14 protein-coding genes are annotated in these 16,087 nt (G+C 59.3%); 9 read left to right on the top strand and 5 right to left on the bottom strand.

The features are described from left to right. The first annotated feature begins 7 nt into the window (after positions 1 to 7). From atpG to PMI23_RS16510, 9 genes are all read left to right on the top strand, one after another. Entirely contained in the window at positions 8 to 868 is an 861-nt protein-coding gene (gene atpG, locus PMI23_RS16550) for a F0F1 ATP synthase subunit gamma (protein WP_007911960.1), read from the top strand. 27 nt (positions 869 to 895) lie between these two features. Beyond that, positions 896 to 2,275 (top strand): F0F1 ATP synthase subunit beta, encoded by a 1,380-nt coding sequence (gene atpD / locus PMI23_RS16545; protein ID WP_007911961.1) that lies wholly within the window; start codon positions 896 to 898, stop codon positions 2,273 to 2,275. A gap of 45 nt (positions 2,276 to 2,320) precedes the next feature. Then, positions 2,321 to 2,746 carry a F0F1 ATP synthase subunit epsilon gene (locus PMI23_RS16540; protein WP_007911962.1) on the top strand — a complete coding sequence of 142 codons (426 nt, stop codon included), beginning with the start codon at positions 2,321 to 2,323 and terminating at the stop codon, positions 2,744 to 2,746. A gap of 118 nt (positions 2,747 to 2,864) precedes the next feature. Beyond that, positions 2,865 to 4,232, top strand: a complete 1,368-nt coding sequence (glmU, locus tag PMI23_RS16535) for a bifunctional UDP-N-acetylglucosamine diphosphorylase/glucosamine-1-phosphate N-acetyltransferase GlmU (protein ID WP_007911963.1) — start codon at positions 2,865 to 2,867, stop codon at positions 4,230 to 4,232. 158 nt (positions 4,233 to 4,390) lie between these two features. Then, on the top strand, positions 4,391 to 5,167 hold the full coding sequence (locus PMI23_RS16530) for a DeoR/GlpR family DNA-binding transcription regulator (RefSeq protein WP_007911964.1): 777 nt from the start codon (positions 4,391 to 4,393) through the stop codon (positions 5,165 to 5,167). 2 nt (positions 5,168 to 5,169) lie between these two features. Next, entirely contained in the window at positions 5,170 to 7,002 is a 1,833-nt protein-coding gene (gene glmS, locus PMI23_RS16525; RefSeq protein WP_007911965.1) for a glutamine--fructose-6-phosphate transaminase (isomerizing), read from the top strand. 74 nt (positions 7,003 to 7,076) lie between these two features. Further along, a complete protein-coding gene (locus PMI23_RS16520) occupies positions 7,077 to 8,003 on the top strand; it encodes a LysR family transcriptional regulator (RefSeq protein WP_007911966.1) in 927 nt (308 codons plus the stop codon). 105 nt (positions 8,004 to 8,108) lie between these two features. Beyond that, a complete protein-coding gene (locus tag PMI23_RS16515) occupies positions 8,109 to 8,735 on the top strand; it encodes a glutathione S-transferase family protein (RefSeq protein ID WP_007911967.1) in 627 nt (208 codons plus the stop codon). A 45-nt stretch (positions 8,736 to 8,780) separates the two neighbouring features. Beyond that, complete coding sequence (locus tag PMI23_RS16510; RefSeq protein WP_007911968.1) at positions 8,781 to 10,811, top strand: pyridoxamine 5'-phosphate oxidase family protein; 2,031 nt, start codon at positions 8,781 to 8,783, stop codon at positions 10,809 to 10,811. Positions 10,812 to 10,873: 62 nt separating this feature from the next. Here PMI23_RS16510 and PMI23_RS16505 read toward each other — a convergent pair whose 3' ends face one another. The 5 genes from PMI23_RS16505 to PMI23_RS16485 all read right to left on the bottom strand — a co-directional run. Next, a complete protein-coding gene (locus tag PMI23_RS16505; RefSeq protein WP_007911969.1) occupies positions 10,874 to 12,004 on the bottom strand; it encodes a glycosyltransferase family 4 protein in 1,131 nt (376 codons plus the stop codon). Continuing rightward, entirely contained in the window at positions 12,005 to 13,135 is a 1,131-nt protein-coding gene (locus tag PMI23_RS16500; RefSeq protein ID WP_007911970.1) for a glycosyltransferase family 4 protein, read from the bottom strand. Then, the gene (locus PMI23_RS16495; protein ID WP_007911973.1) at positions 13,119 to 14,495 is read right to left on the bottom strand and encodes a glycosyltransferase family 4 protein; all 1,377 of its coding nucleotides are present in this window, start codon (positions 14,493 to 14,495) and stop codon (positions 13,119 to 13,121) included. The genes PMI23_RS16500 and PMI23_RS16495 overlap by 17 nt, the downstream gene beginning before the upstream one ends. Beyond that, positions 14,492 to 15,757: an ABC transporter ATP-binding protein gene (locus PMI23_RS16490; RefSeq protein ID WP_007911975.1), complete on the bottom strand. Its 1,266-nt coding sequence runs from the start codon at positions 15,755 to 15,757 to the stop codon at positions 14,492 to 14,494. The genes PMI23_RS16495 and PMI23_RS16490 overlap by 4 nt, the downstream gene beginning before the upstream one ends. Continuing rightward, positions 15,757 to 16,087: ABC transporter permease (locus PMI23_RS16485; RefSeq protein ID WP_042704968.1), on the bottom strand; the 331-nt coding region annotated here is incomplete at its 5' end. The genes PMI23_RS16485 and PMI23_RS16490, both read right to left, overlap by 1 nt.

Here is a 16,087-nt window from a genome sequence, read left to right as displayed (position 1 = left end):
GTGTTACATGGCAGGCGCAAAAGAGATTCGCAGTAAGATTGCGAGCATCAAAAGCACGCAAAAGATTACCAGCGCCATGGAAAAAGTGGCGGTCAGCAAAATGCGCAAGGCACAAATGCGCATGGCTGCTAGCCGTCCTTATGCGGAGCGTATCCGCCAGGTAATTGGGCATCTGGCCAACGCCAACCCGGAATACCGCCACCCGTTCATGATCGACCGCGAAATCAAGCGTGTGGGTTATGTCGTTGTGAGCAGTGACCGTGGTTTGTGCGGCGGCTTGAACACCAACCTGTTCAAGGCCCTGGTCAAGGACATGGCGGTAAACCGCGAAAACGGCGTCGAGATTGATCTGTGTGTCGTTGGTAGCAAAGGTGCGGCCTTTTTCCGCAACTTCGGCGGTAACGTCGTTGCAGCTATCAGCCACCTGGGTGAAGAGCCGTCGATCAATGATCTGATCGGCAGCGTCAAGGTGATGCTGGATGCCTACCTGGACGGCCGTATTGACCGCCTGTCCGTGGTGTCCAACAAGTTCATCAACACCATGACGCAACAGCCTACCGTGGAGCAGTTGATTCCACTGGTGGCCACCCCGGATCAGGATCTCAAGCACCACTGGGACTATCTCTACGAACCGGATGCCAAAGAGCTGCTTGACGGCTTGATGGTCCGCTACGTTGAGTCGCAGGTCTACCAGGCGGTGGTCGAGAACAACGCGGCTGAACAAGCTGCGCGGATGATCGCGATGAAGAACGCTACCGACAACGCCGGTGATTTGATCAGCGATTTGCAGCTGATCTACAACAAGGCGCGTCAGGCTGCGATCACCCAAGAGATCTCGGAAATCGTCGGCGGCGCTGCCGCGGTTTAACGGTTCAAATATTCAGAGGATCCAGCTATGAGTAGCGGACGTATCGTTCAAATCATCGGCGCCGTTATCGACGTGGAATTTCCACGCGACAGCGTACCGAGCATCTACAACGCGCTGAAAGTAGTGAGCGCGGCTGAAACCACTCTGGAAGTTCAGCAACAGCTGGGCGACGGCGTGGTTCGCACCATTGCGATGGGTTCCACCGAGGGCTTGAAGCGCGGTCTGGAAGTTACCGATTCTGGCGCAGCCATCTCCGTACCGGTCGGTAAAGCGACCCTGGGCCGGATCATGGACGTCCTCGGTAACCCGATCGACGAAGCTGGCCCGATCGACACCGAAGAGCGTTGGGGCATTCACCGTCCAGCGCCTTCGTTCGCTGAACAGGCAGGCGGCAACGACCTGCTGGAAACCGGCATCAAGGTTATCGACCTGGTTTGCCCGTTTGCCAAAGGCGGTAAAGTCGGTCTGTTCGGTGGTGCCGGTGTAGGCAAAACCGTAAACATGATGGAACTGATCCGTAACATCGCCATCGAGCACAGCGGTTATTCCGTGTTCGCCGGTGTGGGTGAGCGTACTCGTGAGGGTAACGACTTCTACCACGAGATGAAGGACTCCAACGTTCTGGACAAAGTGGCACTGGTTTACGGTCAGATGAACGAGCCGCCGGGTAACCGTCTGCGCGTAGCACTGACCGGCCTGACCATGGCCGAGAAGTTCCGTGACGAAGGTAACGACGTTCTGCTGTTCGTCGACAACATCTATCGTTACACCCTGGCCGGTACTGAAGTATCCGCACTGCTGGGCCGTATGCCTTCGGCAGTAGGTTACCAGCCGACCCTGGCTGAAGAGATGGGCGTTCTGCAAGAACGTATCACTTCGACCAAGGAAGGTTCGATCACTTCGATCCAAGCGGTATACGTACCTGCGGATGACTTGACCGACCCGTCGCCAGCGACCACCTTCGCCCACTTGGACGCCACCGTCGTTCTGTCCCGTGACATCGCTTCCCTGGGTATCTACCCAGCGGTAGATCCACTGGATTCGACTTCGCGCCAGCTGGACCCGAACGTAATCGGCCAGGACCACTACGACACCGCTCGCGGCGTTCAGTACGTTCTGCAACGTTACAAAGAGCTGAAGGACATCATCGCGATCCTGGGTATGGACGAGCTGTCGGAAGCCGACAAGCAGTTGGTAAACCGTGCTCGTAAGATCCAGCGCTTCTTGTCGCAGCCGTTCTTCGTGGCTGAAGTCTTCACCGGTGCTTCGGGTAAATACGTTTCCCTGAAAGACACCATTGCTGGCTTCAAAGGCATCCTCAACGGTGACTACGACCACCTGCCAGAACAAGCGTTCTACATGGTTGGCGGCATCGAAGAAGCGATCGAGAAAGCCAAGAAACTGTAATCCCGGCGCCCGGCAACGGGCGCTAATTTAGGTTGAGGCAATCAGATGGCTATGACAGTCCATTGCGATATCGTCAGCGCGGAAGGAGAAATCTTTTCCGGCCTGGTCGAGATGGTGATTGCGCACGGTGCACTGGGTGATCTTGGTATCGCTCTGGGTCACGCGCCGCTGATCACTAATCTGAAGCCAGGTCCGATCCGCCTGATCAAGCAAGGCGGGGAACCCGAGGTGTTCTACATCTCTGGTGGTTTCCTCGAGGTTCAGCCGAACATGGTCAAAGTGCTTGCCGACACTGTGCAACGTGCCGCCGACCTGGATGAAGCTCAGGCTCAAGCCGCTCTCAAGGCTGCTGAGCATGCTCTGCATGAAAAAGGCGCTGATTTCGACTACAGCGCTGCGTCAGCACGTCTGGCCGAGGCTGCAGCTCAGCTGCGCACCGTCCAGCAGATCCGCAAGAAGTTTGGCGGTTAATCCGTCAGCCACTTGTTGTGCGATTGATAAAAAAGGGTAGCCTCGGCTACCCTTTTTTCTTTTCCGAATTCCTAAAAACCGGTCGCAGTTGCTGACCACCCAGGATTGGTAGCCAGTCATGTCTCTTGAAATCGTTATCCTCGCGGCCGGTCAAGGCACCCGTATGCGTTCAGCCCTGCCGAAGGTGCTGCATCCGATTGCCGGCAATTCCATGCTGGGTCATGTTATCCACAGCGCCCGGCAACTTGAGCCACAACGCATTCATGTCGTGATCGGCCATGGCGCCGATGTGGTGCGTGAACGCCTGGCCGCTGATGATCTGAATTTCGTCCTGCAAGACAAACAACTCGGTACCGGTCACGCCACTGCGCAAGCGGTGCCGTTCATTACTGCTGACACTGTGCTCATTCTTTACGGTGACGTACCGCTGATCGAAGTCGAAACCCTGCAACGTCTGCTCAAACATGTCGTGCCCGGGCAGATGGGTTTGCTCACTGTCGAACTGGAAGACCCAACCGGTTATGGCCGCATCGTGCGCGATGCTGACGGCAAGGTGGCCGCGATCGTTGAGCATAAAGATGCCAGCGAAGCGCAACGCGCGATCACTGAAGGCAACACCGGTATCCTCGCTGTTCCGGCCAATCGTCTGGCCGACTGGATGAGCCGTCTGTCGAACAACAACGCGCAGGGCGAGTACTACCTGACCGACGTGATCGAGATGGCAGTCAGTGACGGTCTGGTTGTCGCCACCGAGCAACCGCACGACCCGATGGAAGTGCAGGGCGCCAACGATCGCAAGCAGTTGTCCGAGCTGGAGCGTCATTACCAGTTGCGTGCTGGCCGTCGCTTGATGGCGCAAGGCGTGACCCTGCGTGACCCGGCGCGTTTCGACGTGCGAGGCGAAGTCAGCGTGGGCCGCGATGTGCTGATCGATATCAACGTGATCCTCGAAGGCAACGTTGTCATCGAAGACGACGTGGTCATCGGCCCGAATTGCGTGATCAAGGACAGCACCCTGCGCAAAGGCGTGGTGATCAAGGCCAACAGTCATATCGAAGGCGCTGTTATGGGCGAGGACAGCGATGCCGGCCCGTTCGCGCGTCTGCGTCCAGGCACCGTGCTTGAAGCACGCGCGCATGTGGGTAACTTCGTTGAGCTGAAAAATGCCCACATGGGCGAAGGCGCCAAGGCGGGACATCTGACTTATCTGGGCGATGCCGAGATCGGAGCGCGTACCAACATCGGCGCGGGCACCATTACTTGCAACTACGACGGTGCCAACAAGTGGAAAACCGTGTTGGGTGCTGATGTGTTCATTGGCTCCAATAATTCGTTGGTCGCGCCTGTGGATATCTCTGCCGGGGCGACCACGGCGGCCGGGTCGACCATTACGCAGAATGTGGATAACGCGCAGTTGGCCGTTGGCCGAGCGCGGCAGAGGAATATCGACGGCTGGAAGCGGCCGGAGAAGATCAAGAAGGACTGAGTTATCCACAGCGGCTTCAAGATCAAAAGATCGCAGCCTTCGGCAGCTCCTACGGGAATTGTCGGTGGTTGCGATTTTTTATGGGCGATGGGTTGACGATTTGAGGGCGATAGGTTTTGATTACTTCCGTTATCTTTCGAAACGAAACTTAAGTCCCCATGTCGAAACGCAACACGCCGCAACGCCGTCACAACATCCTCGCCTTGCTCAACGAGCAGGGCGAAGTCAGTGTGGATGAACTGGCCAAGCGCTTCGAAACCTCAGAAGTTACGATTCGCAAGGATCTGGCCGCGCTGGAAAGCCACGGCTTGTTACTGCGCCGCTACGGCGGGGCGATCACCATGCCGCAGGAACTGGTCGCGGAGACTGCGCAGAGCGTTTCCAAATACAAACAGGCGATTGCCCGCGCGGCGGTGAAACGTATCCGTGAACACGCGCGAATCATCATCGACAGCGGCAGCACCACCGCTGCAATGATTCCGGAGCTTGGCCAACAGCCCGGTCTGGTGGTGATGACCAATTCCCTGCACGTCGCCAACGCCTTGAGCGAACTCGAACACGAACCGGTGCTGTTGATGACCGGCGGTACCTGGGATCCGCATTCGGAATCCTTTCAGGGCCAGGTTGCCGAGCAGGTACTACGCTCTTACGACTTCGACCAGTTGTTCATTGGTGCCGACGGCATCGATCTGGTGCGCGGCACGACCACCTTCAACGAGCTGCTCGGTTTGAGCCGGGTCATGGCCGAGGTCGCGCGGGAAGTCATCGTCATGGTCGAGGCCGACAAGATCGGTCGCAAGATTCCCAATCTGGAACTGCCGTGGAGCAGCGTCCATACCCTAATTACCGATGATCGCCTGCCTATCGAAGCGCGCGATCAGATACAGGCCCGCGGTATCACCGTGATTTGCGCGGCTGTCAGTCAGGAGAAATAAGCATGTGTGGAATTGTCGGCGCAGTTGCTGAACGTAATATCACCGCCATCCTGCTCGAAGGCCTCAAGCGCCTTGAATACCGTGGCTATGACAGCGCCGGTGTCGCTGTCTTCACCAACGACGAAACCCTTGAGCGCATGCGGCGCCCGGGCAAAGTCAGCGAACTCGAAGCCGCGTTGGCCGAGCATCCACTGGTGGGTCGCCTCGGTATTGCCCACACCCGTTGGGCGACTCACGGCGCACCGTGCGAACGCAACGCGCACCCGCATTTCTCCGGCGACATCGCGGTGGTGCACAACGGCATCATCGAAAACCACGAAGCCTTGCGTGAACAACTGAAAGCGCTGGGCTACGTATTTACTTCGGACACTGACACCGAAGTCATCGCCCACCTGCTCAGCCACAAACTCAAGGATCAGCCAGACCTGAGCGTTGCGCTTAAAGCGACGGTCAAGGAACTGCACGGTGCTTACGGTCTGGCCGTGATCAATGCGAAACAACCGGATCGTCTGGTTGCTGCGCGCAGTGGCAGCCCGTTGGTGATCGGTCTGGGTCTGGGCGAGAACTTCCTCGCGTCTGACCAGTTGGCGCTGCGTCAGGTCACTGACCGCTTCATGTACCTGGAAGAAGGCGATATCGCCGAAATTCGCCGCGATAACGTGCAGATCTGGGACATCAACGGCGATGCGGTCGAGCGCCAGACCGTGCAGTACAGCGACGGTGCCGAAGCCGCCGACAAAGGTGAATACCGCCACTACATGCTCAAGGAAATCCACGAGCAGCCTGCGGTTGTTCAACGCACCCTCGAAGGTCGCCTGAGCAACGATCAGGTATTGGTTCAAGCCTTTGGCCCGCAAGCCGCCGAGCTGTTCGCCAAAGTCCGCAATGTACAAATCGTCGCCTGCGGCACCAGTTATCACGCCGGCATGGTCGCGCGTTACTGGCTGGAAGAGCTGGCCGGGATCCCGTGCCAGGTCGAAGTCGCCAGCGAATTCCGCTACCGCAAAGTGGTGGTACAACCGGACACCCTGTTCGTGACCATCTCGCAATCCGGTGAAACCGCCGACACCCTCGCCGCTCTGCGCAACGCCAAAGAGCTGGGCTTCTTGGCCAGTCTGGCCATCTGCAACGTCGGCATCAGTTCGCTGGTACGCGAATCCGATCTGACCCTGCTGACCCAGGCCGGCCGTGAAATCGGCGTGGCCTCGACCAAAGCGTTCACCACGCAATTGGTCGGCCTGTTGCTGCTGACGCTGTCGCTCGGCCAGGTGCGCGGTACCTTGGCCGACGGCGTTGAAGCGCGACTGGTCGAAGAACTGCGTCGCCTGCCAACCCGTCTCGGCGAAGCACTCGCCATGGACAGCACCGTGGAAAAAATCGCCGAGCTGTTCGCCGAGAAGAACCACACCCTGTTCCTCGGTCGTGGCGCGCAATTCCCGGTGGCGATGGAAGGTGCCCTGAAACTCAAGGAAATCTCCTACATCCACGCCGAAGCCTACCCGGCTGGCGAACTGAAACACGGCCCGTTGGCACTTGTGGATAACGACATGCCCGTGGTCACCGTGGCGCCGAACAACGAACTGCTGGAAAAGCTCAAATCCAACCTGCAGGAAGTCCGCGCCCGTGGCGGCGAACTGATCGTGTTCGCCGACGAAAAAGCCGGGATGACCAACGGCGAAGGCACCCATGTGGTGCAGATGCCGCACATCCACGACATCCTCTCGCCGATCCTCTACACGGTTCCGCTGCAGTTGCTGTCGTACTACGTGGCGGTGCTCAAGGGCACGGATGTGGATCAGCCGCGTAACCTGGCGAAGTCGGTGACGGTGGAATAAGTTATCCACAGCTGATACTTGCGCAAAAAATCGCAGCTTCGGCTGCGATTTTTGTATCTGACTCGAGAGGCACCATGGATCGCTTCCAGGAAATGCACATCTTCACCACCGTCGCCCAAGAGCAAGGCTTCTCCTCTGCCGCGCGGCGTCTTGGTTTGTCAGCGGCGAGCGTCACGCGGGCGGTGGCGGCGCTGGAGCAGCGCATCGGCACGCAGTTGTTGATCCGCACCACGCGCAGTGTGCATTTGAGCGAAGCCGGGCAGCGTTATCTGGAAGATTGTCGGCGGATTCTCGCTGAGGTGCAGGAGGCCGAGGATTCGGCGGCGGGCAGTCATGCCGAGCCGCGTGGGCAACTGACGGTGACGGCGCCGGTGTTGTTCGGGGATTTGTTTGTGACGCCGCTGATGGCGCGTTATCTCGCGCAGTATCCGGATGTCACGATCAACGCGGTGTTGGTCGATCGGATCGTCAATATGGTCGAGGAGGGCCTTGATGTGGCGGTGCGCATCGGTGATCTGCCGGACAGCAGTCAGCATGCGATTCGCGTGGGTGAGGTGCGTCGGGTCATTTGCGGCTCGCCCGACTACTTCGCCAAGTATGGCCGACCGGCTCATCCCCACGCGTTGGCGGGGGCGCCAGTGGTGGCGACTTCAGCGATTGGTCAGCAACGCAGTTGGCCGTTTCTCGACGCGGGCGAACCGCTTAGCGTGCGCCCTGAGCCGCGTCTGATCGTGACTGCCAATCAGGCAGCGATTACCGCAGCCTGCATGGGGCTGGGTTTGACTCGGGTTCTGTCTTACCAAGTCGCCAGCAAAATCGCGACTGGCGAGCTGGAAATCGTCCTTGCTGAATTTGAACTGCCGCCCTTGCCGATACACGTGGTGTATCAGGGCGGGCGCAAGGCGCCAGCGCGGATTCGCAGTTTTGTCGATTTCACGGCAGAAGCGTTGCGCGAGCATCCTGCATTGAAAAATGCGGCTTTATTGCAACCAATGAAATAATTGATTGCGTTTGCTGGTGATTCTGTTGTTTTCGCGATCAGCGCAAGATGACCTCCATCGGCGCGCTCATCCCCGCAGCGGCGCCCCTGTTCAGCGGAGTCGACCATGCAAGCGATCAAACTCTACAACTTTCCACGTTCCGGCCACGCCCACCGTGTCGAGCTGATGTTGTCCCTGCTGCAATTGCCGACCGAGCTGATCTTCGTCGATCTGGCCAAAGGTGAGCATAAGCAGCCGGCGTATCTGGCGATCAACAGTTTTGGCCAGGTGCCGGCCATTGATGACGACGGTGTGGTGCTCGCCGATTCCAACGCGATTCTGGTGTATCTGGCGCAGAAATACGGCCATGGTCGTTGGCTGCCAACCGATCCGGTCGGCGCCGCGCGGGTACAGCGCTGGCTGTCGGCTGCCGCCGGGCCGATCGCTTTCGGCCCCGCCGCTGCGCGATTGGTCACGGTGTTTGGTGCCCAGCTGAATGCAGAAGAAGCGATTACCCGGGCGCACAACCTGCTCAAGGTGATGGACATCGAGTTGGGCAAAACGCCGTATCTGGCCGGCGCCGAACCGACTATTGCCGACGTTTCGGCCTACAGTTACATCGCCCACGCACCGGAAGGCAATGTGTCGCTGGACGACTACGGCAACGTCCGCGCCTGGCTGGCCCGGGTTGAAGCATTGCCCGGCTTCGTCGGCATGCCGCGCACTGTTGCGGGTCTGCAAACCACCGCCTGATTTTCGCAATCCACACTGTGCCGACGGTGCAGGGGAGAGGTCGTGATGGAACGTTCACCGTGGCACGCTGGCGAACAGCAATTGCAGGCCCATGTCGGCGTTGCCGAACGCATGGAAGCCTTCGGACGTAAGGTGATTCGCACCTGGATGCCGGATCAGCACCGTGAGTTCTATCAGCAATTGCCTTTCATGCTGTACGGCGCAGTTGATGCAGATGGGCGGCCGTGGGCCAGTGTGCTCGAAGGCGCGCCGGGGTTTGCCCATTCGCCGGATCCCGAGCATCTGCATTTCGCCAGCCAGCCTGCTGCCGATGACCCAGCGCAACTGCGCAATGGCGAGCCGATCGGTTTGCTCGGCATCGAGTTGCACACCCGTCGGCGCAATCGCCTCAATGGCCATGTCGGCAATCTGAGCGCTCACGGTTTTGATGTGAGCGTGGATCAGGCCTTCGGCAATTGCCCGCAATACATTCAACTGCGCCAGTTTCAGCGGGTGGCGTTGACGGATCCGCAGACGCGTCCGGCTGAGCATCTGAACGGTCTCGATGATGCGGCCATTGCGCTGATCGCCGGTGCCGATACGTTTTTTGTCGCCAGTTATGTGGATGTCGACGGCCAGCGTGCGGTGGATGTTTCCCACCGGGGTGGCCAGGCCGGTTTCGTACGGGTGGAAGGCAATCGTCTGACCATCCCCGATTTCGCCGGCAATCTGCACTTCAACACCCTCGGCAATTTGTTGCTGAACCCCAAGGCTGGCCTGCTGTTCATCGACTTTTCCACAGGCGATCTGCTGCAACTCAGCGGGCGTACCGAGATTCTTCTCGAAGACCCGCAGATCGAAGCCTTTCAAGGTGCGGAACGGCTGTGGACATTTGAGGTGGAAAAACTGGTGCGGCGCCCGGCAGCCCTGGCGTTGCGCTGGCGCTTCGACGGCATGTCGCCGACCAGTCTGTTGACCGGCAATTGGGCCGAGGCGGATGCGCGTTTGCAGGCACAGGCACTGGGCAATCAATGGCGGCCGCTGCGGGTGGCGAAGATCGAAGCTGAAAGTCGTCATATCCGCTCGATCTATCTGGAGCCAACTGATGGCGCCGGGTTGCCGGTGTTTCTCGCGGGTCAGCATTTGCCGCTGCGTTTCACGATTGATGGCGAGGTGCATATCCGCACCTACAGTCTTTCGAGTGCACCATCGGATGGTTTCTACCGGATCAGCGTCAAGCGCGAAGGTCTGATTTCATCGCATCTGCATGAGCAGATTCGCGTTGGCGACTTACTTGAAGCGCGGGCACCGCAAGGGCATTTCACCGTGGCGCCGCTGGAACAGCGACCATTGGTGCTGCTGGCTGCCGGTGTGGGCATCACGCCGTTGCTGTCGATGCTGCGCGAGGTGGTCTACCAAGGCCTGCGGACGCGGGGAATTCGTCCGACATTGTTGTTGCAGAGTTCGCGCAGTCTGGCGGATCAGCCGTTTCGCAAGGAGCTGGATCGATTGCTCGAAACCGCAGGCGATTCTGTACGAGTCCTGCGTTTGCTCAGCCAGCCGGAAGACGATCTGCAAGAGGGCGCGGATTTCGATGTGCGTGGGCGGATCGACGGCGCGGTGCTGAGGAACCTGCTGGATGCCGAGGATTTTGATCAGCTCGACTTTGTGCTCTGCGGCCCCGGTGGTTTTACCCAAGGGCTTTACGACACTTTGCGCGAACTGGATGTGCGCGATGCGCAGATTCATGCGGAAACCTTTGGCCCGTCGACCCTGAAACGCCAGGCCGATCCGGACGCGATCGTGATCGAGCAACCGCCTGCGGCAACCACTTCGGTGCCAGTGGTGTTCGAGCGCTCGGCCAAGGAAGCACGCTGGCAACCCGATGGCGGCAGTTTGCTGGAGCTGGCGGAAAGTCGCGGATTGCGCCCCGAGTTCAGTTGCCGCGGTGGTTCGTGCGGTACCTGCAAGACCCGGCTGGTCAGTGGTGCGGTGAATTATCCACAGGTGCCGGCGGATATTCCGGAAGCGGGGCATGTGCTGATTTGCTGCGCGGTTCCGGCGCAAAGCAATCAGCCACTGGTCTTGGACCTGTAACCCGAACCCGTGTAGGAGCTGCCGAAGGCTGCGCCTACAGGGGATCGGTGTTCAACCCACGCTCAGGCGTAGGACAGGGATTTCTCTTCCAGCAATTCCTGATACAGCTCCGTCCACTTGCGGCCCATGTCATCGGCTGTGAATAACTGCCGGTAACGTGCTTCGGCTTTCACCCCCATGGCAGCGGCGCGGACCGGGTCTTCCCATAGCGTGCGCATCGCCTCGCGAAATGCCTGTGGATGACTGGGCGGGACCACCAGCCCGGTTTCGTTGTGAATATTGATGTAGCTGGTGCCGGTGCCAATCTCGCTGGAAATCATCGGTTTGCCGTACATCGCACCTTCCAGCAGAGAAATGCCGAACGCTTCCGAGCGCAGGTGCGACGGGAAAACAATCGCGTAGCTCAGTTGCAGCAGTGCGACTTTGTCTTCGTCACCCAGGCGCCCGAGGAAATGAATGTTACGCAGGCCCAGCGCCTGCGCCTGTGCGTGCAGCTCCAGTTCCAATGGCCCGGCGCCGACAATGACCACGGGATAGTCCACGTCTTTCAGGGCCTCCAGCAAAATGTGCAGGCCTTTGTAGTAACGCATCACGCCGACAAACAGGAAAAACTTATCCCCAAGCTGCTGGCGCCAGCGATTTATCCGTTCGGCATCAGGCTGTGGATAACCGGCCTTGTTCAAACCGTAGGGAATCACTCGGGTCTTGTCCTGGAATTGCTGCAACACGTCGCTGGTGTGCAGGTAGTTCGGCGAAGCGGCAACAATGCGGTCGGCGCTGGCGAGGAAGCGGTTCATCAACGGGCGATAGAGTTTGAGCAGGTGCTTCTGGCGAATGATGTCCGAGTGGTAAGTCACCACGCTCGGTTTATTCATCGCACTGGCGAAATGCACCAGGTCCATGAACGGCCACGGGAAGTGGTAGTTGATCACATCCGCCTCGGCCGCCAGTTCGCGAAACTGTTTGAACACGCTCCAGGAAAAACCGGTGGAGGCGAACTGGATGTCGAGTTTGGCGCGGTGCACTTCGTGCTGACCGAGTTGCACCATGGGGGGATTCGGGTCGGCGCTGAGTGTCAGCACCTGGCCGTCGATACCGTGCTGAGCGCCGCTCTCGCAGAGCTGGAAGATCACTTGCTCAATGCCGCCGACCGAGTCAGGCAGGTACGTCTTGAAAAAATGAAGAACTCGCATTCAACCTCCCATGGCCTGACGGTAGGCACCGGCCGTGGCCTGTGCACAACGCTCCCAGGAAAAAAGCCGTGACTGCTGCAACCCGGCTTCTTGGCATGCCTGCCAATGCGCTTGATCGTCGATCAGTCGGCTCAGCGCATCGCGCAGGCCTTCTGCATCGTCAGCTTCAATATAGTTGCCCGCCGCACCCGCGACTTCCGGCATCGCCGAAGAACGCGTGAGCAGCACCGGCGTACCGCTGGCCATGGCCTCCAGTACCGGCAGACCAAAACCTTCATACAGCGACGGAAAAATCAGCGCCCGCGCGCCGGCCAGCAATTGCGCGACCTGTTCATCGGGCAAATAACCGAGCAGGCACACATGCCCGCTGGCCAGCGCCTGACGCAGGGGTTCGCTGAACTGTTCGCGCTCCCAGCCGGCCATGCCGACGATCAACAGTGGAAAGCGCTGGCGCACCGCCTCCGGCAGCAGGGCATGGGCGCGCAGGGCCAGGCCAAGGTTCTTGCGCGGCTCCAGCGTGCCCACGCAAAGAAAATATTCCCGCGCCGCCACCGCATGAGCCTTGAGCACCGCGTCAATGGCGCACGCTTCGCGCGGATGAAAGCGCTTGGCGACCCCCAGTGGTGCCACCACAAAACGCTCGGCAGGCAGGCCGAAATACGCTTGAGCTTCGTCGGCAATGGCTTGCGAGTCGGTGAGAATTACTTGGGCTTGCTGCACACCCACGGCCAATCGACGTTCGATTTCCTTGAGTCGCGCCGCAGGCTGGGTCTCAGGGAAATGCAGGTGCGTCAGGTCATGCAGGGTGATCACGGTCGGGCCGTCGAAGGCCAGTGGCCACAGGCTTGGTTCGTGATAGAGGTCGATGCCTTGCGCGCGGCCCTGATCGAAGCGTTTCTGTTCCAGCCAGCGGCGCGCCTGATAGGCCCCGGGGATCTGCCGCAGCAGCGGTGTCAGGCGCGAGTAACCGGGCATGGCCGCTTCCGGCAATGCCGAGCTCCAGCCCCAGCCGTGGAACAGCGTCACGTCAATGTCGGGCTCACTGCGCAAGGCGTTGACCAGTTCGGCAACGTAATGGCCGATGCCGGTGCGCGGTGCCTGGAGAATGCGCGCGTTAAGAGCAATGCGCATGCTGACTCTCGGGGGCAGGCATCGCTGCATTCAAGTTGCGTTCAATACGTTCGACCAATTGGGCGCTCGCTTCACGCCAGCTCAACCAGCGCCATTGTTCGAGGCTCAGCGTTGCCGGAAACTCGCCGGAGCGCTCCATGTCGGTCACCAGATCAGTCAGACTCTGTGGATTCGTCAGGTCGAAATACGCCATGTAGTCGCCGCCGATCTCGCGAAACACCGGGATGTCGCTGGCCATTGCCGGTAACTGGCGTTGCATGGCTTCCACCAGTGGCAAGCCGAAACCTTCGACATGGGACGGAAACACCAGCGCCGTGGCGTGAGAGTAGGCGTGCTCAAGACTTTTGTCCGAGAGCGAGTTGTACATGAACAAGCGTCGGTTCAGCTCGGGATGCTGGCGGATTCGTTCGATCAGTGCGTCGCACTTCCAGCCGATCTTGCCGACGATGCATAACCGCGCTTTCGATCCTGTTGCCCAGGCGAGTTCAAACGCCTCGAGCAGGTACGCGTGGTTTTTGCGCGGCTCGATGGTGCTGACCATGAGAAACACCGGGTCCTTGGTCTGGAACATGTCCAGCAGGCCACGGTCGACCTTGGCATCGGCCTCACTCAAGTCCAGTTCGGAGCCGAGGTGGAAATAATCAAACCAGCGCTGCCCGACCTGTTGCGTGCCGATCCGGCGCAGCATTTCCTCGCGCACCTGATCGCGGATCGTGGTCGAGATCGCGACATAACCATCAGCGGTGCGCGCGATCCAGTCGAACCAGTCGTTGAACACTTTGACCAGTCCGGCATCGCAAAACTGCGGGTGGGTCAGGGGGATCAGGTCATAAATCACCGAAATGATGCCCACGCCCTCACGCTTGAGTTGCTCGGCGAGGGGGAAAAAGTTGGCGTGCCAGGACGAGTCGAGCAGCACCAATTGATCGCCCCCCCGGTGGACCAGCGGGATGCAGCGCTCGGGAATCTGTTGGCCCTTGAGGACGCGCTCTAGCAGGCGCATGGGCAAGCTGAAACAGGCGAATGCCGTGAGTCGGCAGCCGACGTACAGCACCCGACGGGTGAAATGCGACTGGTTGAACGGCCAGCGTCGCTCCACCGCTCGGTGACGTAGCCAGAAGGCGTTGGCCCACTGTTCCAGTTTCACCCGCAGACCCATCAGGTCGAGCTTCGGGGACTTCAGCGGCGCCAGACTTTTAACTTCATACAAACCGCCATCGATCATCACCACCGGGATGCATTCGAGGGTGTCATCGGCCGTCGGCAATTGCTGAATGACGTTGCGTACAACACGTTGAATGCCCGAGTTGGCGGAGGGATGTTCGAAAACGTAAGTGCACTCCACCAGCAATCGTGTCATCGCAAGATCTCCGTATCAGGCGTTTTTAAAAGGTTTTCACTGGAACGGGTGATTTCGGTCCGGGCTTGTAACCAGGAGCAGCCGACAAAGTCTTCCTGGCGATTGTTGATCACGTGGAAGATCAAACCATAGTCGCGCCACTCGAAGTTGCGATCCAGGTGCGAATCCAGACGTGACAGGCTCAACGCCACGGAGTAGTTACCCTTGCCCAGACGCATGTCGAAAGCGAAGCGAAAGGTCACGCGTTCGCCGGCACTCAGCTCGGTAATGGCTTTGTCGAGGCGATGGGTGTTGATGCCATAAATGGCCTGGCCCAGACGATCCTTGATCATGAAGCCGAGAATCAGCCGCTCGATGTCTTCACGAATTTCGGTCTGCACTTCCAGCACCACAGGCTGACCGACCTCCGCGACTTCAAGGCTGCGTCCTTGCTCATCGAGCAGGCGCACGCTGAGAATCGCTGCTTCACCGGTGCCGGAAATGGTCTGTACCTGGCCATTGGCGAGCATCTCCTGGCGCACCGTCTGGCCCTCGCGCTGGGCCAGCATGGCGTTGTAGTAGTCCATGACTTCTTCGGGTTTGCCACGCATGGCCAGACGTCCGTTCTCCAGGAGAATCGCGGTGTCGCAGATCGATTGAATGGCCGAGCGGTCATGGGACACGATCAGCAGGGTCGTACCGGCTTTGCGGAAGCTGCGGATGCGCTCGAAACTTTTATGCTGGAAATACGCATCACCGACCGACAGCGCTTCGTCGACGATCAGGATGTCCGGACGCCGCGCGGTCGCGACACTGAACGCCAGGCGCATCTGCATGCCGCTGGAATAGGTACGCACCGGATGATCGATGGCGTCGCCGATTTCGGCAAAGCTTTCGATTTGCGGCATCAACGCTTCGATCTCTTCGACCTGCATGCCCAGCAACTGACCGGCCATGACAGCGTTCTGCCGACCGGTAAAGTCCGGGTGAAAACCCATGCCCAATTCCAGCAACGCGGCCACGCGGCCTTGCAGATGGATCTGTCCACAGGTCGGTTGGGTGGTGCCGGTGATCATTTTCAGCAGGGTACTTTTGCCCGCGCCGTTGACGCCGACGATGCCAACCGCTTCACCGGGTTTGATCTCGAAATCGACGTCTTGCAAGACCCAGTGCAGGTGATGGCGGTTCGGCGAGAACGGCACCAGCCATTCCAGCAAGCGACTCCAGCGATTCGGATATTGTTTATAGGCTTTGGCCAGGCCAGTAACGCGTATGTGTCCCATCAGAGTTCGTCCACCATTTCACCGACTCGTTGACGGAACAGGCGCAACGCCATGGTGCAGAGCAGCAGACCGATGATCAGCAGCGGTGTCAGTGACGACCACTGCGGCCATTGGTTGTAAAGGAACACGTTCTGGTAGCTGGTCATCAGCGCCGTCATCGGGTTCAGGCTGATGACGTGCTGGATGCCTGACGGCAGGATCGAAAGCGGGTAAACGATGGGCGTCAGCCAGAACCAGAACTGCAGGCAGATGCCGAACATCTGCCCGACATCGCGAAAGAACACATTGAGAATGCCGAGCAGCATCCCCAGCCCCGCGGCAAAGATCACT

This window comes from Pseudomonas sp. GM24 (genome assembly GCF_000282235.1).
In the GTDB taxonomy this organism is placed as follows: domain Bacteria; phylum Pseudomonadota; class Gammaproteobacteria; order Pseudomonadales; family Pseudomonadaceae; genus Aquipseudomonas.
Note: the sequence above shows the minus strand (reverse complement) of the source record. Positions and strands in the feature narration are given on the sequence as shown.